Source organism: Allobosea sp. GW821-FHT10B12, from assembly GCF_059415545.1.
The window spans coordinates 391,811-412,762 of record NZ_JBWKNL010000002.1 but is presented as its reverse complement, the minus strand read 5'-3'; the positions used below and the strand labels follow the sequence as shown (position 1 = coordinate 412,762).

The 20,952-nt window shown below is 61.8% G+C and carries 33 protein-coding genes; 19 read left to right on the top strand and 14 right to left on the bottom strand.

Annotation, left to right across the window (positions count from 1 at the left end; all coding sequences use genetic code 11):
* Nucleotides 1-20 precede the first annotated feature (20 nt).
* From AC07O0_RS07270 to lexA, 7 genes are all read left to right on the top strand, one after another.
* A complete protein-coding gene (locus tag AC07O0_RS07270; RefSeq protein ID WP_494621438.1) occupies nucleotides 21-560 on the top strand; it encodes a DUF1579 domain-containing protein in 540 nt (179 codons plus the stop codon).
* Nucleotides 561-693: 133 nt separating this feature from the next.
* Nucleotides 694-1,347, top strand: coding sequence for an anthranilate synthase component II (locus AC07O0_RS07265; RefSeq protein WP_494621436.1), 654 nt, complete (start codon nucleotides 694-696; stop codon nucleotides 1,345-1,347).
* A gap of 93 nt (nucleotides 1,348-1,440) precedes the next feature.
* A complete protein-coding gene (gene trpD / locus AC07O0_RS07260) occupies nucleotides 1,441-2,454 on the top strand; it encodes an anthranilate phosphoribosyltransferase (RefSeq protein WP_494621434.1) in 1,014 nt (337 codons plus the stop codon).
* 8 nt (nucleotides 2,455-2,462) lie between these two features.
* Nucleotides 2,463-3,275 carry an indole-3-glycerol phosphate synthase TrpC gene (gene trpC, locus AC07O0_RS07255; RefSeq protein WP_494621432.1) on the top strand — a complete coding sequence of 271 codons (813 nt, stop codon included), beginning with the start codon at nucleotides 2,463-2,465 and terminating at the stop codon, nucleotides 3,273-3,275.
* A complete protein-coding gene (gene moaC, locus AC07O0_RS07250; RefSeq protein ID WP_494621430.1) occupies nucleotides 3,272-3,760 on the top strand; it encodes a cyclic pyranopterin monophosphate synthase MoaC in 489 nt (162 codons plus the stop codon). Before trpC ends, moaC begins: the two co-directional genes overlap by 4 nt.
* Complete coding sequence (locus AC07O0_RS07245; protein ID WP_494621428.1) at nucleotides 3,757-4,968, top strand: molybdopterin molybdotransferase MoeA; 1,212 nt, start codon at nucleotides 3,757-3,759, stop codon at nucleotides 4,966-4,968. Before moaC ends, AC07O0_RS07245 begins: the two co-directional genes overlap by 4 nt.
* A gap of 103 nt (nucleotides 4,969-5,071) precedes the next feature.
* Complete coding sequence (gene lexA / locus AC07O0_RS07240; RefSeq protein WP_494621426.1) at nucleotides 5,072-5,809, top strand: transcriptional repressor LexA; 738 nt, start codon at nucleotides 5,072-5,074, stop codon at nucleotides 5,807-5,809.
* Here the strand turns inward: lexA and AC07O0_RS07235 are convergent.
* A complete protein-coding gene (locus AC07O0_RS07235; protein ID WP_494621424.1) occupies nucleotides 5,803-7,230 on the bottom strand; it encodes a ComEC/Rec2 family competence protein in 1,428 nt (475 codons plus the stop codon). The genes lexA and AC07O0_RS07235 overlap by 7 nt on opposite strands.
* 4 nt (nucleotides 7,231-7,234) lie before the next feature.
* On the opposite strand from AC07O0_RS07235, the gene AC07O0_RS07230 reads away from it, so the two are divergent.
* The 3 genes from AC07O0_RS07230 (at nucleotide 7,235) to AC07O0_RS07220 (ending at nucleotide 9,989) form a co-directional block, all read left to right on the top strand.
* Nucleotides 7,235-8,851: a recombinase family protein gene (locus AC07O0_RS07230; protein WP_494621422.1), complete on the top strand. Its 1,617-nt coding sequence runs from the start codon at nucleotides 7,235-7,237 to the stop codon at nucleotides 8,849-8,851.
* 14 nt (nucleotides 8,852-8,865) lie between these two features.
* Nucleotides 8,866-9,117: a hypothetical protein gene (locus AC07O0_RS07225; RefSeq protein WP_494621420.1), complete on the top strand. Its 252-nt coding sequence runs from the start codon at nucleotides 8,866-8,868 to the stop codon at nucleotides 9,115-9,117.
* A gap of 98 nt (nucleotides 9,118-9,215) precedes the next feature.
* Nucleotides 9,216-9,989, top strand: coding sequence for a hypothetical protein (locus AC07O0_RS07220; protein WP_494621418.1), 774 nt, complete (start codon nucleotides 9,216-9,218; stop codon nucleotides 9,987-9,989).
* A 125-nt stretch (nucleotides 9,990-10,114) separates the two neighbouring features.
* Here AC07O0_RS07220 and AC07O0_RS07215 read toward each other — a convergent pair whose 3' ends face one another.
* From AC07O0_RS07215 to AC07O0_RS07185, 7 genes are all read right to left on the bottom strand, one after another.
* Complete coding sequence (locus AC07O0_RS07215; protein ID WP_494621416.1) at nucleotides 10,115-10,315, bottom strand: hypothetical protein; 201 nt, start codon at nucleotides 10,313-10,315, stop codon at nucleotides 10,115-10,117.
* Nucleotides 10,316-10,589: 274 nt separating this feature from the next.
* Nucleotides 10,590-10,769, bottom strand: coding sequence for a hypothetical protein (locus AC07O0_RS07210; protein ID WP_494621414.1), 180 nt, complete (start codon nucleotides 10,767-10,769; stop codon nucleotides 10,590-10,592).
* Between the two features lie 353 nt (nucleotides 10,770-11,122).
* Nucleotides 11,123-11,416 carry a hypothetical protein gene (locus tag AC07O0_RS07205; RefSeq protein WP_494621412.1) on the bottom strand — a complete coding sequence of 98 codons (294 nt, stop codon included), beginning with the start codon at nucleotides 11,414-11,416 and terminating at the stop codon, nucleotides 11,123-11,125.
* The gene (locus tag AC07O0_RS07200) at nucleotides 11,413-11,616 is read right to left on the bottom strand and encodes a hypothetical protein (protein ID WP_494621410.1); all 204 of its coding nucleotides are present in this window, start codon (nucleotides 11,614-11,616) and stop codon (nucleotides 11,413-11,415) included. The genes AC07O0_RS07205 and AC07O0_RS07200 overlap by 4 nt, the downstream gene beginning before the upstream one ends.
* Nucleotides 11,613-11,873, bottom strand: a complete 261-nt coding sequence (locus AC07O0_RS07195) for a hypothetical protein (protein ID WP_494621408.1) — start codon at nucleotides 11,871-11,873, stop codon at nucleotides 11,613-11,615. The genes AC07O0_RS07200 and AC07O0_RS07195 overlap by 4 nt, the downstream gene beginning before the upstream one ends.
* Complete coding sequence (locus AC07O0_RS07190) at nucleotides 11,870-12,124, bottom strand: hypothetical protein (protein ID WP_494621406.1); 255 nt, start codon at nucleotides 12,122-12,124, stop codon at nucleotides 11,870-11,872. Before AC07O0_RS07190 ends, AC07O0_RS07195 begins: the two co-directional genes overlap by 4 nt.
* Nucleotides 12,114-12,311, bottom strand: a complete 198-nt coding sequence (locus AC07O0_RS07185) for a hypothetical protein (RefSeq protein ID WP_494621404.1) — start codon at nucleotides 12,309-12,311, stop codon at nucleotides 12,114-12,116. The genes AC07O0_RS07190 and AC07O0_RS07185 overlap by 11 nt, the downstream gene beginning before the upstream one ends.
* Nucleotides 12,312-12,460: 149 nt before the next feature.
* On the opposite strand from AC07O0_RS07185, the gene AC07O0_RS07180 reads away from it, so the two are divergent.
* From AC07O0_RS07180 to AC07O0_RS07170, 3 genes are all read left to right on the top strand, one after another.
* Nucleotides 12,461-12,721, top strand: a complete 261-nt coding sequence (locus AC07O0_RS07180) for a hypothetical protein (RefSeq protein WP_494621402.1) — start codon at nucleotides 12,461-12,463, stop codon at nucleotides 12,719-12,721.
* 280 nt (nucleotides 12,722-13,001) lie between these two features.
* Entirely contained in the window at nucleotides 13,002-13,409 is a 408-nt protein-coding gene (locus AC07O0_RS07175; RefSeq protein WP_494621400.1) for a hypothetical protein, read from the top strand.
* Nucleotides 13,410-13,512: 103 nt separating this feature from the next.
* A complete protein-coding gene (locus AC07O0_RS07170; RefSeq protein ID WP_494621398.1) occupies nucleotides 13,513-14,136 on the top strand; it encodes a hypothetical protein in 624 nt (207 codons plus the stop codon).
* Nucleotides 14,137-14,150: 14 nt separating this feature from the next.
* Here AC07O0_RS07170 and AC07O0_RS07165 read toward each other — a convergent pair whose 3' ends face one another.
* The 6 genes from AC07O0_RS07165 to AC07O0_RS07140 all read right to left on the bottom strand — a co-directional run bounded on the left by AC07O0_RS07165 (nucleotide 14,151) and on the right by AC07O0_RS07140 (nucleotide 16,141).
* Nucleotides 14,151-14,894 (bottom strand): SOS response-associated peptidase, encoded by a 744-nt coding sequence (locus tag AC07O0_RS07165; RefSeq protein ID WP_494621396.1) that lies wholly within the window; start codon nucleotides 14,892-14,894, stop codon nucleotides 14,151-14,153.
* Nucleotides 14,842-15,057, bottom strand: a complete 216-nt coding sequence (locus tag AC07O0_RS07160) for a hypothetical protein (protein ID WP_494621394.1) — start codon at nucleotides 15,055-15,057, stop codon at nucleotides 14,842-14,844. Before AC07O0_RS07160 ends, AC07O0_RS07165 begins: the two co-directional genes overlap by 53 nt.
* 20 nt (nucleotides 15,058-15,077) lie before the next feature.
* Entirely contained in the window at nucleotides 15,078-15,371 is a 294-nt protein-coding gene (locus AC07O0_RS07155; RefSeq protein WP_494621392.1) for a hypothetical protein, read from the bottom strand.
* Nucleotides 15,372-15,375: 4 nt separating this feature from the next.
* Nucleotides 15,376-15,612, bottom strand: coding sequence for a hypothetical protein (locus tag AC07O0_RS07150; protein WP_494621390.1), 237 nt, complete (start codon nucleotides 15,610-15,612; stop codon nucleotides 15,376-15,378).
* Entirely contained in the window at nucleotides 15,612-15,815 is a 204-nt protein-coding gene (locus AC07O0_RS07145; RefSeq protein WP_494621388.1) for a hypothetical protein, read from the bottom strand. Before AC07O0_RS07145 ends, AC07O0_RS07150 begins: the two co-directional genes overlap by 1 nt.
* A 104-nt stretch (nucleotides 15,816-15,919) precedes the next feature.
* Complete coding sequence (locus tag AC07O0_RS07140) at nucleotides 15,920-16,141, bottom strand: hypothetical protein (protein ID WP_494621386.1); 222 nt, start codon at nucleotides 16,139-16,141, stop codon at nucleotides 15,920-15,922.
* Between the two features lie 692 nt (nucleotides 16,142-16,833).
* Here AC07O0_RS07140 and AC07O0_RS07135 point away from each other — a divergent pair.
* The 6 genes from AC07O0_RS07135 to AC07O0_RS07110 all read left to right on the top strand — a co-directional run bounded on the left by AC07O0_RS07135 (nucleotide 16,834) and on the right by AC07O0_RS07110 (nucleotide 20,820).
* Nucleotides 16,834-18,195: a hypothetical protein gene (locus AC07O0_RS07135; protein WP_494621384.1), complete on the top strand. Its 1,362-nt coding sequence runs from the start codon at nucleotides 16,834-16,836 to the stop codon at nucleotides 18,193-18,195.
* On the top strand, nucleotides 18,195-18,482 hold the full coding sequence (locus AC07O0_RS07130; protein ID WP_494621382.1) for a hypothetical protein: 288 nt from the start codon (nucleotides 18,195-18,197) through the stop codon (nucleotides 18,480-18,482). Before AC07O0_RS07135 ends, AC07O0_RS07130 begins: the two co-directional genes overlap by 1 nt.
* Before the next feature lie 135 nt (nucleotides 18,483-18,617).
* Nucleotides 18,618-19,259 carry a hypothetical protein gene (locus tag AC07O0_RS07125; RefSeq protein WP_494621380.1) on the top strand — a complete coding sequence of 214 codons (642 nt, stop codon included), beginning with the start codon at nucleotides 18,618-18,620 and terminating at the stop codon, nucleotides 19,257-19,259.
* 275 nt (nucleotides 19,260-19,534) lie between these two features.
* Complete coding sequence (locus AC07O0_RS07120; RefSeq protein WP_494621378.1) at nucleotides 19,535-20,002, top strand: hypothetical protein; 468 nt, start codon at nucleotides 19,535-19,537, stop codon at nucleotides 20,000-20,002.
* The gene (locus AC07O0_RS07115; protein ID WP_494621376.1) at nucleotides 20,002-20,313 is read left to right on the top strand and encodes a hypothetical protein; all 312 of its coding nucleotides are present in this window, start codon (nucleotides 20,002-20,004) and stop codon (nucleotides 20,311-20,313) included. The genes AC07O0_RS07120 and AC07O0_RS07115 overlap by 1 nt, the downstream gene beginning before the upstream one ends.
* Nucleotides 20,314-20,316: 3 nt before the next feature.
* Nucleotides 20,317-20,820: a hypothetical protein gene (locus tag AC07O0_RS07110; RefSeq protein WP_494621374.1), complete on the top strand. Its 504-nt coding sequence runs from the start codon at nucleotides 20,317-20,319 to the stop codon at nucleotides 20,818-20,820.
* The last annotated feature ends 132 nt before the right edge of the window (nucleotides 20,821-20,952 follow it).

Sequence of the window (20,952 nt, the reverse complement as noted above, 5' to 3'; positions counted from 1 at the left end):
AAAGCAAAGGAGGAAGAGCCATGACCAACACAGCAGAACTCGACAAGCCGCAGGACCAGGCTCACGACATGAGCGCCTGCATGACCAAGCCCCAGGCGGAGCACGACTGGCTCCTCCAGCTCGTCGGCGAATGGACCTATGAGACCGAATGCATGATGGGTCCGGACCAGCCGCCGATGAAGTCTTCAGGCACGCAGTCCTACTCGTCCATCGGCGGGCTCTGGCTCGTCGGCGACGGCACCGGCTGCATGCCCGACGGCAGCCCGGCGACGACCCGGATCACGCTCGGCTATGATCCACTGAAGGAACGCTATGTCGGCTCCTTCATCGGCTCGATGATGGGCAATCAGTGGGTCTATACCGGCACGCGCAGCGCCGATGGCACCGTGCTGACCCTCGACACCGAAGGTCCGGACTTCACCAAGCCCGGCAAGACGGCCGCCTATCAGGACATCGTCGAGATCAAGAGCCCGGACCACCACGTCCTGTCCTCGCGCGGCAAGGGCGAGGATGGCCAGTGGGTCCAGTTCATGACGGCGCATTATCGCCGGGTGAAGTGACCGCTATCGCCGGCATATGGAACCATCTGTCGAGGGCGCGGAGCGACCAGCTCCGCGCCCTCGCGCTTGACCGGCGCGCGCGTTCGGGGGCATGTGCAGCCCTGAGAAACTGGGTGGGAACGGCCTAGACGCGATGCGCATCCTGCTGATCGACAATTACGACAGCTTCACCTGGAACCTGGTCCACCTGATCGGCGGGCTCGGGGCCAAGGTCGACGTGCGCCGCAACGATACGCTGTCGGTCAGCGAGGCCCTCGCCGGCGACCACGACGCGGTCGTGCTCTCGCCCGGCCCCTGCACGCCGAACGAGGCCGGCATCTGCCTCGATCTCGTGCGCGAGGGCGCAAACAGGAAACCGATCTTCGGCGTCTGCCTCGGCCTGCAAGCGATCGGCCAGGTCTTCGGCGGCGAAGTCGTGCGCGCGCCCCTGCCGATGCACGGCAAGGTCTCGACCATCACCCATCGCGCCCGTGGCCTGTTCCACGGCATCAACGGTCCGCTCGAGGCGACGCGCTATCACTCGCTCGTCATCCGCAGGGAAAGCTGCCCGGCAGAGCTCTCGATCGAGGCCGAAGCCGGCGACGAGATGATCATGGCGCTGTCGCATCGCGATCTGCCGGTGCATGGCGTGCAGTTCCACCCCGAGAGCATCGCCTCGGAGCATGGGGCGACGATCCTACGCAATTTCCTCGATCTCGCCGAGCGATGGTCGCGCCAGAACGCCCCAGAGCGGGATGCGAAAAAGTGGGAACCGGTTTTTCGCGTCGATCCCGCTCTGAACCCCTAGAATCGATCACGTTTATGATTTTGGATCGGTTCGATCCAAAATCATCGTGATCTTCGCCGCCCTTTCCGCGACAGCCTGATCGATCGAGTTCCCATGGACGACTTCAAACCCTTCATCGCCAAGGTCGCGACCGGCGCCTCGCTGTCGCGCGAGGAAGCTCGCGACGCCTTCGAGGCCATGCTCTCCGGCGAGGTCACCAATGCGCAGGCCGCCGCCTTCCTGATGGCGCTGCGCGTGCGCGGCGAGACCACCGAAGAGATCGCCGGCGCGGTCACCGCCATGCGCGCGCGCATGCTCACCGTGGAAGCGCCGGCTGATGCCATCGACATCGTCGGCACCGGTGGCGATGCCTCGGGCTCCTACAATGTCTCGACCCTCGCCTCGATCATCGTCGCGGCCTGCGGCGTCCCGGTCGCCAAGCACGGCAACCGCGCCGCGTCCTCGCGCTCCGGCGCCGCCGACGTGCTGACTGCGCTCGGCGTCAAGGTCGGGTTGGAGCCGGCCGCCACCGAACGCTGCATCGCGCAGGCTGGCGTCGGCTTCATGTTCGCGCCGACCCATCATGCCTCGATGCGCCATGTCGGACCGGTGCGCACCGAGCTCGGCACCCGCACCATCTTCAACCTGGTCGGCCCGCTCTCGAACCCAGCCGGCGTCAAGCAGCAATTGATCGGCGCCTTCTCCGAGACCTGGCTGGAGCCGATGGTCAAGGTGCTGCAATCGCTCGGCTCGAAGAGGGTCTGGGCCGTGCACGGCTCCGACGGGCTCGACGAGATCACCACGACCGGCCCGACCCGCGTCGTCGCGCTGAAGGACGGCAAGATCGAGAGCTTCTCGATCGCCCCGGAAGACGTCGGCATCGCCCGCGCCAAGCCTGAGGATCTGCGCGGCGGCGAGCCGGCACAGAACGCGCAGGCACTGCAGGAGGTGCTTGGCGGGGCGAAGAGCGCCTTCCGCGACATCGCCGCCTTCAACGCCGCAGCCGCGCTCGTCGTTGCCGGCAAGGCGGCAGCGCTCGGCGAGGGGCTGGCGCAAGCCTATGCGGTGCTGGACAATGGCAAGGCCAAGGCGGCGCTCGCGACCCTCGTCGCCAGCTCCAATGCGTGAGGCTGCCCATGTCCGATATCCTCAGGCGGATCGAGGCCTATAAGCGCGAGGAGATCGCGGCGGCCCGTGCCGCCGTGCCGCAGGCCGAGATCGAGAAGCGCGCCACGACAATGCCCGCGCCGCGCGACTTCATCGGCGCGCTGGAAGAAAAGCACCGCGCCGGCGGCCCGGCCCTGATTGCCGAGATCAAGAAGGCCTCGCCCTCCAAGGGCCTGATCCGTGCCGATTTCGACCCCCCGGCGCTGGCCAAGGCCTATGCCGAAGGCGGCGCCGCCTGCCTCTCGGTGCTAACCGACACGCCCTCCTTCCAGGGCCGACCGGAATATCTTGCGCAGGCGCGCGCCGCCTCCGGCCTGCCCGGCCTGCGCAAGGACTTCATGTTCGAGCCGTATCAGGTCTTCGAAGCGCGAAGCTGGGGCGCCGACTGTATCCTGATCATCATGGCCTCGCTTGACGACGGCGCGGCGCGCGAGCTCATCGCTACCGCCAAGGCGCTCGGCATGGCTGCGCTTGCCGAGGTCCATGACGAAGCCGAGCTGGAACGGGCGTTGGCGCTCGACACCAGGCTCGTCGGCATCAACAACCGCGACCTGCGCTCTTTCGAGCTCAACCTCGCCGTCACTGAGCGTTTGGCGCCGCGCGTGCCGAAGGATCGCCTGCTCGTCGGCGAGAGTGGCATCTTCAGCCATGCCGACATCGCCCGCCTGCAGGCCTGCGGCGTCAACACCTTCCTGGTCGGCGAGAGCCTGATGCGGCAACCGGACGTAACGGCCGCGACTCGCCAGCTTCTGACGGGCAACGCGACCGAGGCCGCGGCGTGAGCCGCCTCACCCATCTCGACCAGAAGGGCGAAGCCCATATGGTCGATGTCGGCGACAAGGCCGAGACCGTCAGGGTCGCCGTCGCCGAGGGCCATGTGGTGATGCAGGCCGAGACGCTCGCCATCGTCCGCGACGGCGAGGCCAAGAAGGGCGACGTGCTCGGCACCGCCCGTCTCGCCGGCATCATGGCGGCCAAGCGCGCCCATGAACTGATCCCGCTCTGCCACCCGCTGCTGCTCTCGAAGATCGCGGTCGACCTTTCGATCGACGAGGCGCTTCCCGGCGTGCGCGTCCGCGCCGAGGTCAAGCTCACCGGCAAGACCGGCGTCGAGATGGAGGCGCTGACCGCCGTCAGTGTCGCCTGCCTCACCGTCTACGACATGGTGAAGGCGGTCGATCGCGCCATGCATATCGAAGGCATCCGTCTCGTGCATAAATCCGGCGGCAAGTCCGGAACCTATGAGCTCGCAGGGCCATCGGCATGAGCCTCACCCCCGTTTCCGTCGCGCTTGGAGCGCTGCTCGACAGCGTGCCCGGCCCGACGCCGGCCGAGACACTGCCGCTGGCAAAGTGCGCCGGCCGCGTGCTGGCTGAAGACGTAGCAGCGCTCCGGACCCAGCCGCCCTTCGCCAATTCGGCCATGGACGGTTATGCCGTGCGCGCCGAGGATTTGGCGCGCGGCGCCCAACTCCGCGTTGTCGGCGAGTCCGCCGCCGGTCGCCGCTTTTCCGGCAAGGTTTCACTTGGCGAGGCAGTGCGGATTTTTACCGGAGCGCCATTGCCTGAAGGCGCGGATACAATTCTGATCCAGGAGCATGCCGAAGGCGTCGGCAGCCTGGTGATCCGCGTCACCAAACCCGCCGATCAGGGCCATTTCGTCCGCCTCGCGGGACTCGACTTCAGAACCGGCGAGATCTTACTGAAGGCCGGCCGCCGGCTCGACAGCGCTGCGCTTGGTCTCGCCGCTGCCGCAGGGCATCCGATACTTTCGGTCCGCCGCAAGCCGCTGGTCGCGATCCTCGCTACTGGCGACGAGCTCGTCCTGCCGGGCGAATCCGTCGGCCCCGACCAGATCGTCGCCTCCAACAGCTTTGCCCTCGCCGCTCTGGTCGAGCAGGCCGGCGGCACGGCGCTCGACCTTGGTATCGCCCGCGACGATCATCCCGATCTCGCCGCCAAGATCGAAGCGGCGCGCAAAGCCGGTGCCGACGTCCTGATCACCCTCGGCGGCGCCTCGGTCGGCGAGCACGATCTCGTCCAGGCCGCGCTGAAGGCGCAAGGCATGGAACTCGGCTTCTGGAAGATCGCGATGCGCCCCGGCAAGCCGATGATGATGGGCCGGCTGGGCGAAATGGTCGCGCTCGGCCTGCCCGGTAACCCGGTCTCCTCGATCGTCTGTGGGCATCTCTTCGCGATGCCGCTGGTCGAGGCTCTGCTCGGCATCGACGATCCCGAGCGCGACCGCAGCGAGCCTGCTATCCTCTCTGTGGATTTGCCGGCCAATGACGAGCGCCAGGATTATCTGCGCGCCACCGTCGAGACCACCGACGGCGAGCGGCGCGTCAGGCCCTTCGCCAAGCAGGATTCCTCGATGCTGGCGAACCTGTCGCGAGCCGAGGCGCTGGTGATCCGCCCCGCCTTCGCCGAGCCGGCCAAGGCCGGCGAGCTCTGCCGCATCATCCGGCTGCGCTGATCTGTTCACCTTGCGGCAGGATGCGCCTTGCGGAACACAAGGCGAACGAGTATGGTGTTCGTGCTTTGTTTCGATTCTAGCCCGAGAGGCGGACGGCGCGATCATGCTGACACGCAAACAGTTCGAACTGCTTCGCTTCATCCATGAACGCCTGCGCGAATCCGGCGTGCCGCCATCCTTCGACGAGATGAAGGATGCGCTCGACCTGCGCTCCAAATCCGGCATCCACCGGTTGATCATGGCGCTGGAGGAGCGCGGCTTCATTCGCCGGCTTCCGAACCGGGCGCGCGCCCTCGAAGTCATCAAGATGCCTGACGGGATCGGCGGGCCGCAGGCGCAACGCGGCCGCTTCAGCCCTTCGGTCGTCCAGGGCGGGCTCGGCCAGACGCCACCTGCTCAGGCGCCGGCAGTCAATCTGACGAAGCCGCGTCCGCCGGCCGCCGAGGAGAGCGGGCGTTCGACCGTCTCGATCCCGGTCATGGGCCGCATCGCCGCCGGTACGCCGATCTCGGCGATCCAGGATCGCAGTCATAGCGTCTCGATGCCAGCCGACATGCTCGGCGGCGGCGAGCATTACGCCCTCGAAGTCCGCGGCGATTCGATGATCGAGGCCGGCATCCTCGACGGCGACACCGTCGTGATCCGCAAGCAGGACACCGCCAATACCGGTGACATCATCGTCGCCCTGATCGACGACGAGGAGGCGACGCTGAAGCGCCTGCGCAAGCGCGGCTCCTCGATCGCGCTCGAAGCCGCCAACCCGGCCTATGAGACGCGCGTGCTCGGCCCAGACCGGGTCAAGATCCAGGGCCGTCTCGTCAATCTGATGCGGCGCTACTGAAGCACGTCCGGATCCTGCGCCGGCTCCGCTGCCGCGGAGGTCGGCGCAGGGGCAGGTTCGGGCACTGGCCTTGTCTCTGGCCGTGCACGGGTCCAGGGACGCAGGCGGGTCGCCTCGTCGGCCGTTAGCGCACGCCAGCCGCCGCGGGCAGCATGATAGGCGGTCGCACCGTCGCGGATCAGTGCGCTGCGGTCGATCAATCGCGCCGCGCAGGGCGCGCTCCAATAAAGCGATGTCACCACCAGATCGGCGCGCAGGCAGTCTTCGACCAAAGCGATGCGGTCGCGGGTATAGGCGACGCTGCGGCCATCCGGCAGGCGGATGACGCAGCCGCGCGCATCGCAGGCGACGCCGTTGCGGAGCGCCGCATCGTCGGGCGAGCGCGAATCGCCGTCGGCATGGAGCCATTGCGTCAGCACGAAACGGCTCGGCTTGCCGGCCAGTACCATCTTCCCGTCCGGCCCACGGACCAATACGCCCGAGCCGTCGCGCTCGATCATGATGTCCGGTCGCGACGGAGCCGAGGCCAGCGCCAGCCCGCCGACCAGAGGCACCGCAGCGAGGAAACGTAGCGCCGTCGTCCACAAGGTCAGCCAGAGCAGCGACAGCGAGAACAGGATCAGGGCGAGCGGGCCGAAGGCGGGCAGCACGACAGTCGAGCGTTCGATGCCGGCGACCCAATGGGCAAGCTGGAGCACGAGGCCGGAGGCCCAGCCCATCAGCGCCCAGGCCGGCCAGTCCAGCCCGAACGGATAGGCGAGTACGCCGAAGACAGCGGCCGGCATCACGATCAGCGAAACGAAGGGCAGCGCCAATGCATTGCCGAGCAGGCCGAACGGGTTGAAGGTTTGGAAATGATAGACGCCATAGGGCGCCGTCGCCGCGGTCGCGACCATGGTGGTGGTCAGGATCCCGACGGCCGAAAGCCAGAGCGGCCGCAGTGGCCAGGGCCAGGAGGCCGCGGCCGCATCGGGTGCCCGCTCCTGCCAGCGTTCGGCGAAGGCGATCAGCGCCGCCACCGCTCCGAACGACATCTGGAAGCTCGGGCCGAGCAGCGCCTCCGGCTCCCGCAGCAGCACGATGATCGCGGACAGGGCAAGATTGCGCATGCTGAGCGCCGGCCGGTCAACCAGGATCGCGCCCAGCATCACCAGCGTCATGATCAGCGAGCGCACGGTCGCAACCTCGGCGCCAGAGAAGACGCAATAGCCGGTGGCGCCGAGCATGGCCGCAAGCGCCGCGAGCTTCTTCACCGGCCAATGCAGCGCTGCCGTCTGCGACAGGGCCAGCAGCGCCCGCGCCAACCAGAAGATCGTGCCGGCCGCGAGCACCATGTGCAGGCCCGAGATCGAGACGATGTTCGATATAAATTGACGGCAGAAAAACCGGTACGCTAGGCATTGGTCATTAACAGGAACCAATCCATTGACCAACAAAGCGTACTCCTACAACCGAATCTCAAGCCTCCGGCAGAAAATCGGCACTGGCATTGCTCGCCAAATTCAAAACTCTGAAGCTTACGCCGCCTCGATCGGCGTGCCTCTTGACCGCGAATTCGTTGATGAAGGCCTCAGTGCCTTCAAAGGCAAAAACCGAAACGGCGGAGAGCTTGGCCGTATCTTCGAACTCATTCAGAACGGAACGATCAAGAAAGGCGATCACCTCATTATCGAGGCTGTTGACCGTCTGTCTCGCCAAGACCCTTTCACGGCTCTTGCTCAATTCTCGCAGATCGTCTCGGCAGGCGTGTCCATTCACACGACCAGCAACGGCCAAATCTACAGCACTGCCTCTCTCAAGCAGGACAGCGGCAAGCTCTGGATGCTCGTCGGCATGATGCAGTCCGCCAACGACGAGAGTGAGAGGAAGTCTTTTCGTGGCGCGACAAATTGGGACTTCAAGCGGGAGACGGCTCCCACGCGGAAGATGACCTGCCGCGTCCCGGCTTGGATCACCGCCACCCGCGTTGATAAGGAAATCGTCTTCAAACTCAATGACCGTGCTGAGGTCGTCAAAGACATCTTCCGGATGTTCACGGAGGGCATGGGGCGCGGCTCGATCGCGGCATGGCTGAACGAGAAAATGAAGGGGGACGCGGAAAAATATAAGCCCTTCGGCAAAGCCAAGGTCTGGTACGGCGGAACCGTCCAGAAGGTGACGGAAAATCCGGCCGTGATCGGCCATCTGACGCCGATGACGACGCTCGTCGAAGAGGGTGACAAACGCCGCCGCAAGCCTGCTGGCGAAGTGATCAAGGACTATTACCTCCCCGCCATCTCGGAGTCCCTTTGGGTTCGTGCCCGCCAGATGAGCGACGAGCGTTCCGTGAAGCCGAAGAACACCGGAGGCCGCAAGGGCACGGTCTTCAACAACCTGTTCAGCGGCCTCCCCTGCTGCGAGAACTGCGGTCGTCCCATGCGCTACAAGGATCGCGGCGCGCGCAGCTTTGTCGCCTTCCGGTGCTCGACGGATATCGAGACGAAGGGGAAGTGCAACAAGACGCGGTTCCCCTATCAGGAACTTGAAGAGATCGCGATCACACTCTTCGGGGTGATCAAGCTCACGCAGCAGAACGCCCCGGACGATCTCGAAGAGAAGATTGCGAGCCTGAAGCTTCAGGAAGCGGAAATCGGCGCTGCCATGGATGACGCCATGGAAGCCTCGCGGAAGGATCGCTCCGGGCGCGTGAAGGCGAAGCTCGATAGTCTGACCGACGAACTGAACGCCCTGATTGACCAGCGCGAAGAGCTTGAGCGGGAACAGATCGCTCCGATGGGCGACAGCCTCGCCGATGCAATGCGCGCCTTCGTCGATTTTCGGGCGAAATCCGCCACCCTCGCCAATGAAGACCGCCGAAGGGCTCGTGCTGCTTTCAACCACGCGTTCAACACCGTGATCGAGTCGATGACCTTTTCAAACGACAATGTTTGCAACGTGACGTTGCGAGACGGCCAGAAGTACGCGATTGCTCCCTCTTCGGTCGCGATCGAGGGGGAAGTGATGGCCTTCAACAATGGCCTGATCGCCCGCCGCGTCGCGTAAGTAGGGGGAACGGCATGAGCACGACTGCAATCATTCTGATCGCCTTCATCGGCCTGCCCCTTCTTGGGGTTTTGTTTCGCGGCGTCGGAGCAATTTGGTTTGGCGTGCTCATGCTCTTCGGCGGATGGCTGCTCTATGCCATCGGCCGGGGCGCTGTCGAAGTCATCGCCGAAGGCCATCTTGGTGGGGCTCTCATGATGATCGGCATGACGGCGGGCAGCATTGCTCTGCTTGTGATCTCGTCGAAGCGAGGATGGCAATCTTGATCGAGTTCACCTCGGGACGCGCAAGGGGCCGAAAGGCCCCTTTTCTTTTGCCCGGCGCGAAGTGAGATTGGCGCAGACGTTCGAATTCGGAGGGGTCGGTGGCACACGCAGTCTCGCCGGGGATTGGCGCGTTCAGGGCGCTGAAGGAGCGCGCTCTTTTTTGCATGCAGTACGCTCGGATCAAGGCCGGGTACGAAGACGGCCCTGCCGAGATTGGCGACCTACCACCAGAGCGGGGTGTTCTCACAGTCGGCGAGACTCAAGTCGCCGATCAAATCCTCGCCGCGATCGTCCAGAGGTACAATCGAGAAACCGGCTCAAATATCTCGGGATATTCGCTGGCAGACTACCAGCGAAAAGTCACCTTTCAGGAAGCAGAATATTGGCCGAGGATGGTCAAGGACTGCAATCGCATCGTGATGTGGTGCGACCAATCGATAACGATGGTGTCCGGCTTAGAAGCCGTTCCAAGCAGCGCTTCGGTCAATTACTGGACCATTAGCGGCAACAATCACGTCATTAGTGCTGGGACTAACAACGGCCAGATCGTGCACCAAACCGGGGGCAATTCGTCAGCGCAATTCAATTCGGGAGCAAACTCAACGCTGACGAACAAGTCCGCCGCCTCGAACGCAGATGATCTCTATCACCTGCTGAAGCTGCTGCTCTCTGCAATGCAGCGAGAAGCCGACACCAGCGAGAAGGCCGCAGCAACCGCAGCCGTGGCAGATGCAGCGAAAGAGGCCGAGAACGGAAACGTCGACGGCGCGCTCGCGCGTTTGAAGGCTGCCGGCCAGTGGGCCGTGGATATTGGCGAGAAGATTGGAATCGGATTGGCCGTAGCGGCGATTAAATCCGCAATGGGCCTGTAATGCCTTCAGCCGGGAGGGCTTGCTTGCGGTTCGAGCTACCGCCTAAGCGACTTACACCCTGCGGCGCTAGGCTGCCCGAACCGTTGAACAAGCCTCCGCCCCCGCAAAATGGATTAAGCGCTGATCTAGCGCTTCGGGAGCCGGGGCCGCTTCAAGATCGGGAAGAGTGGGAGCCCGGTCCAAGCGGCGAAGCCAACGATCGCCAGCACCACCACGATCCCCAGCGCGATTCCGCCCGCACCTTCGAGATCGACATGTCCGCCGCGATCGGTCCAACGAAGTTGGGCGCGGTGGCGTTCTTTCGGTTTTTCAGGAAGGTCGGTCACTTCAGTCGGTCCTCTCAGCAAGAAGAAAAATGCTGAGAATCACCGCAGGGACGACTTTTGATTTGAGGCCGATCACCAAGCGATTGTCAACGCACAGCGCGAAGTGATGCACACCGACGTCGATGACGAAATCCAGCTAACACTCTGATCAGAAAGAGAGAAAGCGACTTTTCCACCAACCGCCGCCGACCATGTGGAAAGGGCGTGTACTCGTTTTGGGCGCGCTCCAAACGCGCGCGATCCCGCATAGGACCGAAGGCCTTAGGCCGGTCAATCAGGGCTTCGGCAGCCAAGGCATTGCGACACCGCTGAACAGCCAACCGACAATGGCAATCAGGCCCGCCAATGCGATGATGAGACCGAAGCCCTTGACATCGAGTTCAAGGCCGGTCGCGTCCCATCGCAACCGAAGGCGATGGCGGTCTTCACTTGGTCTTTCGGGGAGGTCGCTCACCGGACGGTCCTCTCAGTTCAAAAAAAACTGAGCCATCTCGGAGGGAGCTTTTGATCATTGGCTCGCCGCAAAGCGATTTTCAAGCAAATTTTGCAGCGCCCCCTCCTGCTTTCCTGAACATTCAACTTATGAGAAAAGATCGCAATTTTATTTCAAATATTCTGCATTGACTCGTCATGCTCAGTGTCGGGTGGTGCCGAATCCGAGAGTCAGGGAAATGATTAGTACACACCTCCAGCGATTCAAACTTTGTTGTTTTTTTCCAACGGCTTATCGGAAAAATTCCAACTCGTTTGTGGGAGTGTTAGCGGAAACAAAGGGCGAACCCGCGTGCGGGCGCTTCCTACATGTCGTTAGCTTACGAGTTCCCTGCCCCTCATATCGGCCAGCACCTCTAGCGCCTCCCCATATTCTTCCCACAGGGACGTCAGCCGTTGCTTCGCAGATTCGAGCGCGATGATCCGGATCGAGACGTCCAGTTCTGCCCGGAGGATGGCGACGAGCATAAGGGAGACCGCCTCCCCTATCTCATCCTCGATAACAGCGTAGGAGCACGCGTTCGCCTCGTGAATTGCGATCTTGCCCATGAGCTTGTCGCGAGCAGCTTCGGCAGCGGCCAGTGCTTGGGGATCGAAGGGCTCGGTCATTGACCAAGACCCTCCCAAGCCTCGATCGTCACTCGACGTTGATCGCGATCCCGCTGCTTCAGCCAATGCCGCCCGCGTAGGTCGATCCACTCTTCGGGGATGATCTCGAAGGGGCAAGCCATCTTGAAGGCGACTGCGGAGGCGTCGATCTCCGGGCTCTCTCGAAGCTCCCGATGACGATGGCTGTAATAGGCGCTCATCGTTCCGTCCCCGAACCCTTGGGGGCAGCGTCGGGGTGCTTCAGAAAGTCGTCGAAGTTTTTGATGCCCATGGCCTTCGCGATGTCCGAAGCCCTCGCGCGGCGGGCTTTTTCGTCCGCATGACGAAACATCTCCAGACGGACGACGAAGTACGCCAAAGCGGCGAAGCCCAAGACCACGGTGATCAAGCCGGCGTCCAAGACGATCTCATGAACGCGGTGTTCGTCGAGAAATGTTGAGAGGGCTTGCGTGATCATCGCGCGCCCTCCTTACCAGCGTCATCCGCCAGCTTCTGGAAAGCGGCGACGAGATCGTTCGGGAGGTCCGGGCGGGCGGTGTTAGCCTGCTCGGTGAGGAAGTCACGGGCAAGATCGACGTGGATTTGTGCAAGGTCCTCGAAACGCTTGAGGCTGAACAAGAACGGTTCCGGGGGAACGAAGGTTGTCGGCTCTTCGACAGGCTCCGAACGCTTCCGGCCGAAGAGGTTGCGAAGGACATCAACGAACATGGCGAAGCGCCTTCTTTTTGGCATCGAGTTCGCGCCAGAGCACGCCATAGGCGTCGGAGAGTTCGGCGAAGCTCGGATCACGGTTCGGATCGCGGCTCGTGAACGCTTGCATACACTCGCGATTGAGAACCGCGAGATCGGATTCGATGCTCTCGATCTCGGCTTGAAGGGTTTCGGCGTCAGACATCAGAACGCCCCTCCGCTATCGCCGCCGCCACACGAGCCGCTATCGGACGACGAAGACGATGACGAGTCCGAAGAGCACGACGACGAATAAGAGGATGATCCGACATCGGTTGCGGCGTAGATCGACGCCGTGTCGTCGCGGCGGCTGTTATGACCGCGACGGCGGCGGGCATGGCCCTCATCGTCATCGGCAGCCGGTTCGCACTGAGCGGCATAGATTGCCTGAGCGTCCGCGAAGCCCTGCTTCAGATAGGGTTGCTGCGGACACCACTCGTCAGGCTTCGCGGCGGATTCGGCCGCATCATTCGCGTGTTGGCGAAGATCAGGGAAATAACCCATAACAATATCTCCATAGAATATGACGTTCACTATGAAGATATTTACGACAAAAGTCATTATTCGCGTGGATAAGGGCGAATTTTGAGCAATTCCGAAGCACTCATTGGCAAGTTGACAAACTATCCGCGTGGGGCAAGTTGACAAAATTCTGCACATTGTGGCATCTGTTCGACCAACTATTTCTCGCTTGGCAAATTTCTTCTGTACAACGGCAGACTTAGGGGATATACGGCCGGGCATTGCTTGAACGACATTTGAGAAAGGATATTCGAGCGATGACGAACACCAACACGGCGGCCGAAGCCGCCAAGAAAGCCGCCCTCGTCTATTGGCTGTTGAGGCACGGCTGACGATGGCGACGATCAAGCACAATGATCACGATGTGGTCGGGTTCTTCGGGATCGCCGAGACGGATGGCGACGGCTATTTCATGACCTTCCGGCTGCACCGTGGCATGCAACCGCTTGCCCGCGAGTTCATTGAAAAAGCGAAGGCGGACTCAAAGCTCGACGGGCGCGAACTGGCCTTGAGCCTCGCGGCAGCACTGGCGCAATCTGCGAGTGAGGATTTGATGCGTGGCGATCTCATCGGAAGCGCGATCTCGATCCTCACCGGGCTCGACAACTTCCTCGCGACCGTGACGCTGACCGAAGACGGACGGCGGGCCGTGACGCTCGAAAGCAGTTCCGGCGACGGTCGTGCAATCGTCCGCCGCATTGCCGCGATGACGGCTGAGCATGGGGCAAAGAAGGTCGCCTGAACCGGCCGCGAGAAAAGTCTCGACGGATTCCGAGTCTCATGAGAGCGTGATTTTGTGCCGGGGAGATTGGTCCCCGGCCTTCCGCAACGAACATGGAGAAGCAATGTCGAAGGGCTACGTGAACGACGTCACCGACTGGAACCGAAATGGACCGGCGGCGATCTTGAGTGAAGCGCGTGTCTACTGCTCCGCTCAGTATGACGAAAAGAACGGATGGCACTGGCTCTATACGTGCGACAAATGGGAACGGAACTATCCGAACTCGGTTCAGGTCTCTTTCGACGATCGCCCGCCCGCGACGCTTTTTTATGATCACTCCACCGATGGGCGGCGCTGTCCGCAGCATGCGCCCTTTCATCATGATCAGGTCATGGCTGCGATCTGGAAAGGCGATCTTCTGACCGGCGAGCGCCCCGGCAAGAACAAGCGCATCCCCTTCAAGCACGATCTGATCACGAGCATCAAAGATGCCTATGTCGTGCAGTTCGATCGGCTGGCGCTCAATGACAATGTCCTTCAGGAAATCCTCGATCCGGACGGTGGCGACCATCTGGAAACGGATGAAGAGGCAATCCTGTTCGGCTCGAAAGGCTTCTATCTCTACGAGGAAGAGGACTGCACCGACGAGAATGGCTGCACGGACAGCCGTCCGCACGTCTGGCTGCATACGATCTATTTCGACGATCTCGCCTCGGCTGCCGCGTTCAAGATGCGGTTGATGGGATAGGAGCCCCTACCTCATCAGAACAAATCGTCCTTGAACGGCTCGATCGTCGTCGGGTCATCGTCGCCTTCACCGGCCTTGTTGACGCGCTTCGAGACGATCCACTCGCGAAGCTCGCGCGGCGGCTGCTTCAGCAGTTCCATGCCGCCCGAGCCGTCGAGCCACGCGTCGAAATCCCTGCGGAGGAGCATGCAGGGCATCCGATCATGATATTGCGCGGTCCAAGCGTTGGCCTCGCGGACGATCATGGTGCAGGTGGTGATTTCCTCGCCGGTCTCCGGATTGCGCCAGTTCTCCCATAGCCCGGCGAAGGCCAGCAAGTCGCCATCGGCGGCGGAGAAGAAATGCGGGACGCGGTCCTTCTTTTCGCCGGTCCACTCGAAGAACCCGCTCGCGGGGATGATGCAGCGCCGGCTTTTGTAAGCGTGCTTGAAGGTGCCGCTCGTCTCGACTGTCTCAACGCGGGCGTTGAAGGTCGCGAGCTTGAAATCCTTGAGCCCGCCTTTATGCCACCCCGGAATGAGGCCCCAGCGGGCTTTCTTCAGTTCGCGGCCGGCTTCGGTGCGGACGATGATGTCGACGTCGGTGGTCGGCGCGATGTTGTAGCGGGCGCGCAGGTTCGGCCGATCGGCAGGCACCGTCAGCGGCTCGCTGAAAGCGACGATCTCTTGCCATGAGTAGGCCTGTGAAAAACGCCCGCACATGGATCTACTCCAAATCTTCGACCGGGCGCGGCCGGAAGATGCCGGGGTCCGGCTCACCTTTCGCGACCCGCTCAGCCTGAATCTTGGCCTCTTCCAAGGCCATGTTGAGAAAGTAGGCGAGCACTCCGAACCCCCGTGCGTCGGCATCGGCCTTCACGGCGGCAATGCGCTCAACGAGATCGTCAGCCCGCTTGCGCGGCACGCTCGGCACCGAACCCATTGTCACACCCGCCATAGCCCCTAGTCAGGGTAGTCTCCGGCGAGCCGGTCAAACAAGTCGTCATCGGCAGCATCCGCTGCAAGCGCGGTTTCAAGCTCATTGGCCGGCACGATGACGCCGCCGAAATGGCTATGAAAGGCGCGGGCGAAACGGGCATCCTCGAATGCGACGCGGACGGTTCCGGCGTCCATCGTGCCGAGCACGCGGAAACCAATCTGCCAGTCCGTGCACCACTGCTCCATCCGGTGTAGGCGGTCGCCGGCTGCGTTTCGATCTAGCTTGAGTTCAACCTGATGTTCCCACGCGCCCGACATCGGTTCACTCCATTCCCTCGGCTCCGAAGGGCCGGGAATAACCGGAGCCTTCCTTCTCACCGTTGAGGATTCGGTTCATTAGCTCCAGCGAGTGGTTGAGCGGATCGAGCCCGATATAGACCGTGCTTGATATCGGCACCTCCGCCGCCCAGCTACGGACCTTCCACTGGAAGTCCCGGACCTCCTTCTGGATTTCGTCGATCTTCGACGGGTGCAGGGAGCGCTGTGATCGCTTCACCATTAGCCGATCCTCCGCCAAGGTTGCCGGCCACGAACGAAGCCGTGGGAGACGAGCCGATCGGCGTCCGTCGCCATGACCGCCAAGTCGTGCAGCAGCATGCGGATGGCCTCGCGGACGTCGCCCTTCGCCTCAAGAAGGACGGCGTCGATCTCCGCCTCGGAGATCACCGGGGGCGATGGCTGCGTGTCTGATGGCTCGCTCATGATGAGAACGAAATAAGAACATCGAGCCGGAACGAGTCAAGCGACCAGAACGTGTTTTGCGGGAAAGGAATGCCCGACCTCGCGGCAACGAGGCCGGGCGATTGTCAGGCCATGATGGTTTGTCGGTACCGTTGGACGGACCGTCGTGTCAGGTCGTCTTCGTCTTCAGCAAGAGGCACCAGCGCCGCGACGATATAGGCGAGCCGGACGCGTTCTCGCTCTTCATGCGCATCGGGAATGGTCGATCTGACTTCGTCCCACGCAGCCCCCAAAGCTGCCTGTGCACGAGCGAGGTCAACTGGATCACTCAACGATGAGAAGGGCATGGCTCCTTTCCTCCGCAGGATTGCGCACCAAAAATTTAGGCAAGTGCTCGCGATCGACAAGAGCAAAAGACATGTCGGCGGGCGGCAAGGAAGCCGGCTGACGAGTGGCTGCGTGTCTGTGGATTTCTGCGTGTCTGTCCCCTGCGGGGAGCCCGGACATAGGGGGAGGTCTTTGGGGCGAGGGCCTGCAATTTCCTGATGTCGAAGGGCCGAAGGCCTCGCTCAAACTCACTTTCGGAATCCCGTTGTCGCGAACAGCGAAGCGCAGCAGAAGCGACTTGTCGCTGAGCGGGGAGCGAACAACACATCCGGGCGCGAGCCGTCAGGCGAAGCGGGCGGATGCCCATGATGGTGGTGATGATGGAAGTCGCCGCCTCTTCGCCTTCGGCCTTCTGGCCTCGGCTCGATCCGACGAACGAGAGACCACAGCACGGGAGAGGACTTCGCTTGCGCTCGTCGTCCCGTGCTGTGGTCTTCGTATGGGTAGAGAACTGACTGGATAAATAAATCGACGAGCGAATTACATATATATTATAGTAATTCACTCGCTGAATTAACCGGGACAGGTGGTCATCACATCACCTGACTCGGATCTATTTATAACAGAACTGATTGAGGAACACCAATTGATTCGCATTCGACTTCTGACCGGCATCCCCGGATCAGGTAAGACACGCCACGTGGTCCAAGAAATGACCAGCAAGGCGGGCAAGTACCTCTTCGCGACCACTCGCACCGATCTGATCAACGAGCGCTGCGGCGATATCGCCAAGGCAGCCGCCAGTTCAGGCACCAGACCCGCAACGGAACGCATCTATTCGGGGATGGGCTTCCCCGTCGCATCCGAGATCAGGGCTCTCGCGACCAAACACGCAGACACGCCGCATGTCATTGCGTTGATCACCCATGAAGGCGTGATGGCCGCTGACTTGAGCCAGTTCGCCGGCTGGCATCTCGTGATCGACGAGGTTCCCGCCGCTATCGCATCCAACACGATGAACATCTCGGCAGCGGCGGAATATCTCGCCTCCAACTATGAGCTTGAAACAGGCGATGAGTGGAGCCGGGTGCATCCTCGCCCCCATGCGCCTCTTCCGTCTTCTCTCATGCACGATGATGTTGTTGCCCTGTCAGCCTTCGACAAGCGCGCTCGGTCCCGCCACGGCCTCTATGTGGACACCACGGACTTCGCCAGCTTCAAGGATTCCACGAAGCGCCTGCAATGGTGGTCCGCATGGACTCCGCTCGAAATGAAGGCCTTCAAGTCCGTCACGATCGCCGCAGCCGGGTTCGAGCACTCGATCGCGTTCAAGGTCTATGAGGCCGCATTCTCGGACGAAGTGACCTATGAGTTTGTTCGGCTGCCTTCGCCGCCTCGGGCCAGCCAAAAGGTCGAGATCGCCTATTTCACGTCCGGGCATAGATCGAGCACGGGATATTGGAGCAAGCCGGAAGGCCGGCAGGCATTGAACCAAGCCGCCACCTATCTCGGCACGCTTCCCGATCTCGGCTTCATGGCCACGAACAACCCGACCACGGGCTTCTTCAATAACCTCTCCGCTCCTCAGTTGAGCCCCCGGCTCGAAGGCACGAACAGTCTGATCGACCGCACCTCCTGCGCCTTTCTCTACAGCGCGAAGGAGGTTCCTGCCGATATGCCCATCCGGGAGACCTTCAAACTGAAGAAGGCGGATTTCATCCGGGCTCGCGAATTCGAGGACATCGCGCAGTTCGTGTTTAGAGGCGCTATTCGCGATTCGAATTGGTCCGGGACTTATCGCATCTATCTCTATGATCGAACGCAGGCCGAAGCCCTGCGGGCATATATCCGCCAGCACGATATCGCCGAAGTCGATCTCATCCCGATCGAGGAAGCCGGCATCATGGACGTCACCCGCCCGAAGCCGGGACCGAAGCCCAAACTCACTTTGCAGGAGAAGGCCGCGCTGAAGAAGGCCTTGGATGAGGCCTATCGAGCGAAGAAGAAGGCGGCGAAGCAGGCAGCCGGCATTCCCATCCGGTCGCGCGGTCGCCCGAAGAAGGAAGCCGCCTGATGGCCCGCCCGCGCCGTTACACGCCCGAAGAGCGGGAACAGGTTCGCAAGGCCAATGATCGCCTTGCTCGCGCCCGTAAGCGTCAGCAGATGATCGAGGCCGGCACCTTTTGCACTCGCGGTGCTCCGGGCGTTCGCAGGAAGCAGCAGAACGATCCAACCCTCCCGGTCAGCGCCGAGATTCAGGCCGTGCTCGATGCGGCCGGGCCTGAAAACATTCTGACGCTCGATCTCCGGAATATTTCGCGAGCGGATCACGCCCGATATCGGCGGAAGATCGGCAACTGATTGTGGAAGGCCCAGTGCACTAACCTTACGGCGGGACCGGCGGCGAGCTACCAATCTTCCATGTCCGATGACTTGAAGAAGCTCGCTGCCGCCACTGCCGGCCTTCTCCCGCATTTCCGGGATGGAGGCTCGATCATGGGGCTCTACCTCCCCAGCGAACGGGCCGCGAAGTTCAAGGCCTATTGCACCGATGCTCAGGCCATCATTTTCGAAGAGCTTGGGGCCGGGAGTAACTTCTCCTTCCAGATCGGAATGGTGGCGAACCGCCTCTCAGACGGTCCGTCCTACAACAACGTCCAAGAGGCTGCTGAGTACATGCTGGCCGCCGCGCGCGCGATCGAGCGGAAGCGGAGCAAGCCGCCAGCAGCCACGCCAGCCGGCTCGCGCCCTTATGTGGACCCGCGCCGCATCAGCGAACTGCAAGCCCTCCAAGGCGGTCCCCATGACTTTCGGCGGCTGATCGAGCTTTGCCGGGAGATCAACGTCACCTCTAGTCAGGATTGCCACATGGCGACGGCGATGCTGCTCCGGGCAATCCTCGACCATATCCCTCCGGTCTTCGGGTTCACGGCCTTCAAGCAGGTCGCGGCAAACCATCCGGCCCCGCAATCGCTGAGCAAGCAGTTCAAGCACCTTCAGGAGTCGTTCCGGGACAAGGCGGACATGCTCCTTCACGGGACGATCCGCGCTCGGGAAGACCTCCCGACCGCCGTTCAGGTGAACTACTCCGCCGATCTCGACGTGGTCCTTGGCGAGGTCATCCGACTCAGCAGCTAAATAGGGATGCCGGCCACCCGATGGTCGGCTCCTTTCTCACGAAAGCGGTTGTGGGAATGCCTGCGTCAGAACTCGCATAGCTGACGCAGGCATTTTCGTTCCGGAGCTAAATACGCCCGAGGGCTGGTCATGATCCCGAAGAGCATGGTCGGCTCCTCATCTCCTAGAATATGACTTCAATCTGGCCTGTCGCGCGCTCCCTTCGTGCGGCAGGCTTTTTCTTTGAAATAGCGGTTTAAATGGAGACTTCTGCCGATATCAGGTAAATATTGGTGATGATCCGCTCTGCCTCCAATATTCTTCACATCCTTCGTCCCCGAACCGATTCGAGTTGGGAATTCTCCGATACGGTGGACTCAATGTTTGCAGATTGGAGCGCGGCAACGATCAAATGGCAGAATGGCAGCCCGGCTACAGTCTATTTCAAAGCCTCACCGAACTTTCAGTTCGATCCTGAGCGCAACGAAGCGCTTCTTGGCGCTCTGAAAGCTGGCCAGATCATCCGAGGTCAGCTTCCCGTCGATCTGGCCTTTGAAGGTGTTGTCGAGATCGAGCGCCGCGATTTCCATGTCGTGACGATCGAGGGCGAACCGAAAGACGGCGTCTTCGCCGACAAGACACCGAAGGGTGTGGTGATCGAAGACCCGCCATGGTCAGACACGGGCTTCGGCACGATCGGTGCCTCGCACTTCCTGTTTGACGATGAGACTGAGGCCGCGATTTTCAAGATGCGGTGGATGTGATGACGGCGAAAATGATCACGGGCGATGAAGGCCAGATCAACGAAAACGGGATCACGCTCGAAAGGCATAGGTGCAAGCGGTTTGTGATGGCCGCGATCGAGAGTTCCAGCGAAGCCAGATTCCGCATGATGATGAGCGGGACAGTGGACGGCGGACCAAACGACAATCGGAAGGCTATTCTCTTGGAGATGGTGCGCCACAGCTTCCCGGAGATCGTCGGGTTCACGGTGGTGCACATCACGGACGAAATGACCTTCTACTTCGACACTGCCGCGAATGCCGTGATGTTCCGGCTCGCTCTGCCTAACTAGCTGATGCAGCCAAAAACCGTCCTTCGCGGCGTCTTCCTCCACGATGACCGAGCCATTCGTGGCGGCAATATAAGCGACGAGCTTCACACTGATATCGATCTCGACAGCTTCCCGACCGTGGTCGAAACAATCATGGAAGGCAGCCCCTGCACGATCTATCTGAAGCCCGGCAAACCCTTGGACCGAAGCAACTATCCCTATGTCTTCGACAAACAGAAGCCCTTCAGGCTCGATCACCACCCCCTGACATATCGCGCCGTCCATCGCGGTACCGTGGTCAAGGGCAAGCTTTTCGCCCGCAATCGCAGCCTTCACGTCTTCATCCTGACGGAGATTGTCGGCGACTGCTACACGGTCAAAGCACGCGATCAGGGTGACTTTCTGGAAGACTATGGAGAGTGCTGGCTCGACGCTCTCGAACTCGACAGCTACGTCGCCTTTGAGAGCCCGAACTTCTTCTTCGGCGATCTCCCCGATGCCGCCTTGTTCAAGATGAGATGGGGCTGACGCCTTCCCCTTCGACAGTCCGCGCGCTATGGCTCGCATAGGTTGAGGGGAACAAGATCGACCATGGCTAGGCGGCCTGAGCGCCCGACGCGCTACTATTCGGATTACGCTGACGAAACTGGAGTCACCCGC

Bases quoted from the DNA above. Each gene is read 5' to 3' on its own strand.
- AC07O0_RS07170 (WP_494621398.1), top strand. From the start codon at position 13,513: ATGTCGAAGGGCTACGTGAACGACGTCACCGACTGGAACCGAAATGGA.
- AC07O0_RS07120 (WP_494621378.1), top strand. From the start codon at position 19,535: ATGATCCGCTCTGCCTCCAATATTCTTCACATCCTTCGTCCCCGAACC.
- AC07O0_RS07270 (WP_494621438.1), top strand. From the start codon at position 21: ATGACCAACACAGCAGAACTCGACAAGCCGCAGGACCAGGCTCACGAC.
- AC07O0_RS07205 (WP_494621412.1), bottom strand. From the start codon at position 11,416: ATGACCGAGCCCTTCGATCCCCAAGCACTGGCCGCTGCCGAAGCTGCT.
- AC07O0_RS07185 (WP_494621404.1), bottom strand. From the start codon at position 12,311: ATGTCTGACGCCGAAACCCTTCAAGCCGAGATCGAGAGCATCGAATCC.
- lexA (WP_494621426.1), top strand. From the start codon at position 5,072: ATGCTGACACGCAAACAGTTCGAACTGCTTCGCTTCATCCATGAACGC.
- AC07O0_RS07115 (WP_494621376.1), top strand. From the start codon at position 20,002: ATGACGGCGAAAATGATCACGGGCGATGAAGGCCAGATCAACGAAAAC.
- AC07O0_RS07140 (WP_494621386.1), bottom strand. From the start codon at position 16,141: ATGCCCTTCTCATCGTTGAGTGATCCAGTTGACCTCGCTCGTGCACAG.
- AC07O0_RS07190 (WP_494621406.1), bottom strand. From the start codon at position 12,124: ATGTTCGTTGATGTCCTTCGCAACCTCTTCGGCCGGAAGCGTTCGGAG.
- AC07O0_RS07195 (WP_494621408.1), bottom strand. From the start codon at position 11,873: ATGATCACGCAAGCCCTCTCAACATTTCTCGACGAACACCGCGTTCAT.
- AC07O0_RS07130 (WP_494621382.1), top strand. From the start codon at position 18,195: ATGGCCCGCCCGCGCCGTTACACGCCCGAAGAGCGGGAACAGGTTCGC.
- AC07O0_RS07125 (WP_494621380.1), top strand. From the start codon at position 18,618: ATGGGGCTCTACCTCCCCAGCGAACGGGCCGCGAAGTTCAAGGCCTAT.
- AC07O0_RS07225 (WP_494621420.1), top strand. From the start codon at position 8,866: ATGAGCACGACTGCAATCATTCTGATCGCCTTCATCGGCCTGCCCCTT.
- trpC (WP_494621432.1), top strand. From the start codon at position 2,463: ATGTCCGATATCCTCAGGCGGATCGAGGCCTATAAGCGCGAGGAGATC.
- AC07O0_RS07265 (WP_494621436.1), top strand. From the start codon at position 694: ATGCGCATCCTGCTGATCGACAATTACGACAGCTTCACCTGGAACCTG.
- AC07O0_RS07180 (WP_494621402.1), top strand. From the start codon at position 12,461: ATGACCGCGACGGCGGCGGGCATGGCCCTCATCGTCATCGGCAGCCGG.
- trpD (WP_494621434.1), top strand. From the start codon at position 1,441: ATGGACGACTTCAAACCCTTCATCGCCAAGGTCGCGACCGGCGCCTCG.
- AC07O0_RS07160 (WP_494621394.1), bottom strand. From the start codon at position 15,057: ATGGGTTCGGTGCCGAGCGTGCCGCGCAAGCGGGCTGACGATCTCGTT.
- AC07O0_RS07110 (WP_494621374.1), top strand. From the start codon at position 20,317: ATGCAGCCAAAAACCGTCCTTCGCGGCGTCTTCCTCCACGATGACCGA.
- AC07O0_RS07145 (WP_494621388.1), bottom strand. From the start codon at position 15,815: ATGAGCGAGCCATCAGACACGCAGCCATCGCCCCCGGTGATCTCCGAG.
- AC07O0_RS07135 (WP_494621384.1), top strand. From the start codon at position 16,834: ATGACCAGCAAGGCGGGCAAGTACCTCTTCGCGACCACTCGCACCGAT.
- AC07O0_RS07155 (WP_494621392.1), bottom strand. From the start codon at position 15,371: ATGTCGGGCGCGTGGGAACATCAGGTTGAACTCAAGCTAGATCGAAAC.
- AC07O0_RS07175 (WP_494621400.1), top strand. From the start codon at position 13,002: ATGGCGACGATCAAGCACAATGATCACGATGTGGTCGGGTTCTTCGGG.
- AC07O0_RS07150 (WP_494621390.1), bottom strand. From the start codon at position 15,612: ATGGTGAAGCGATCACAGCGCTCCCTGCACCCGTCGAAGATCGACGAA.
- AC07O0_RS07245 (WP_494621428.1), top strand. From the start codon at position 3,757: ATGAGCCTCACCCCCGTTTCCGTCGCGCTTGGAGCGCTGCTCGACAGC.
- AC07O0_RS07200 (WP_494621410.1), bottom strand. From the start codon at position 11,616: ATGAGCGCCTATTACAGCCATCGTCATCGGGAGCTTCGAGAGAGCCCG.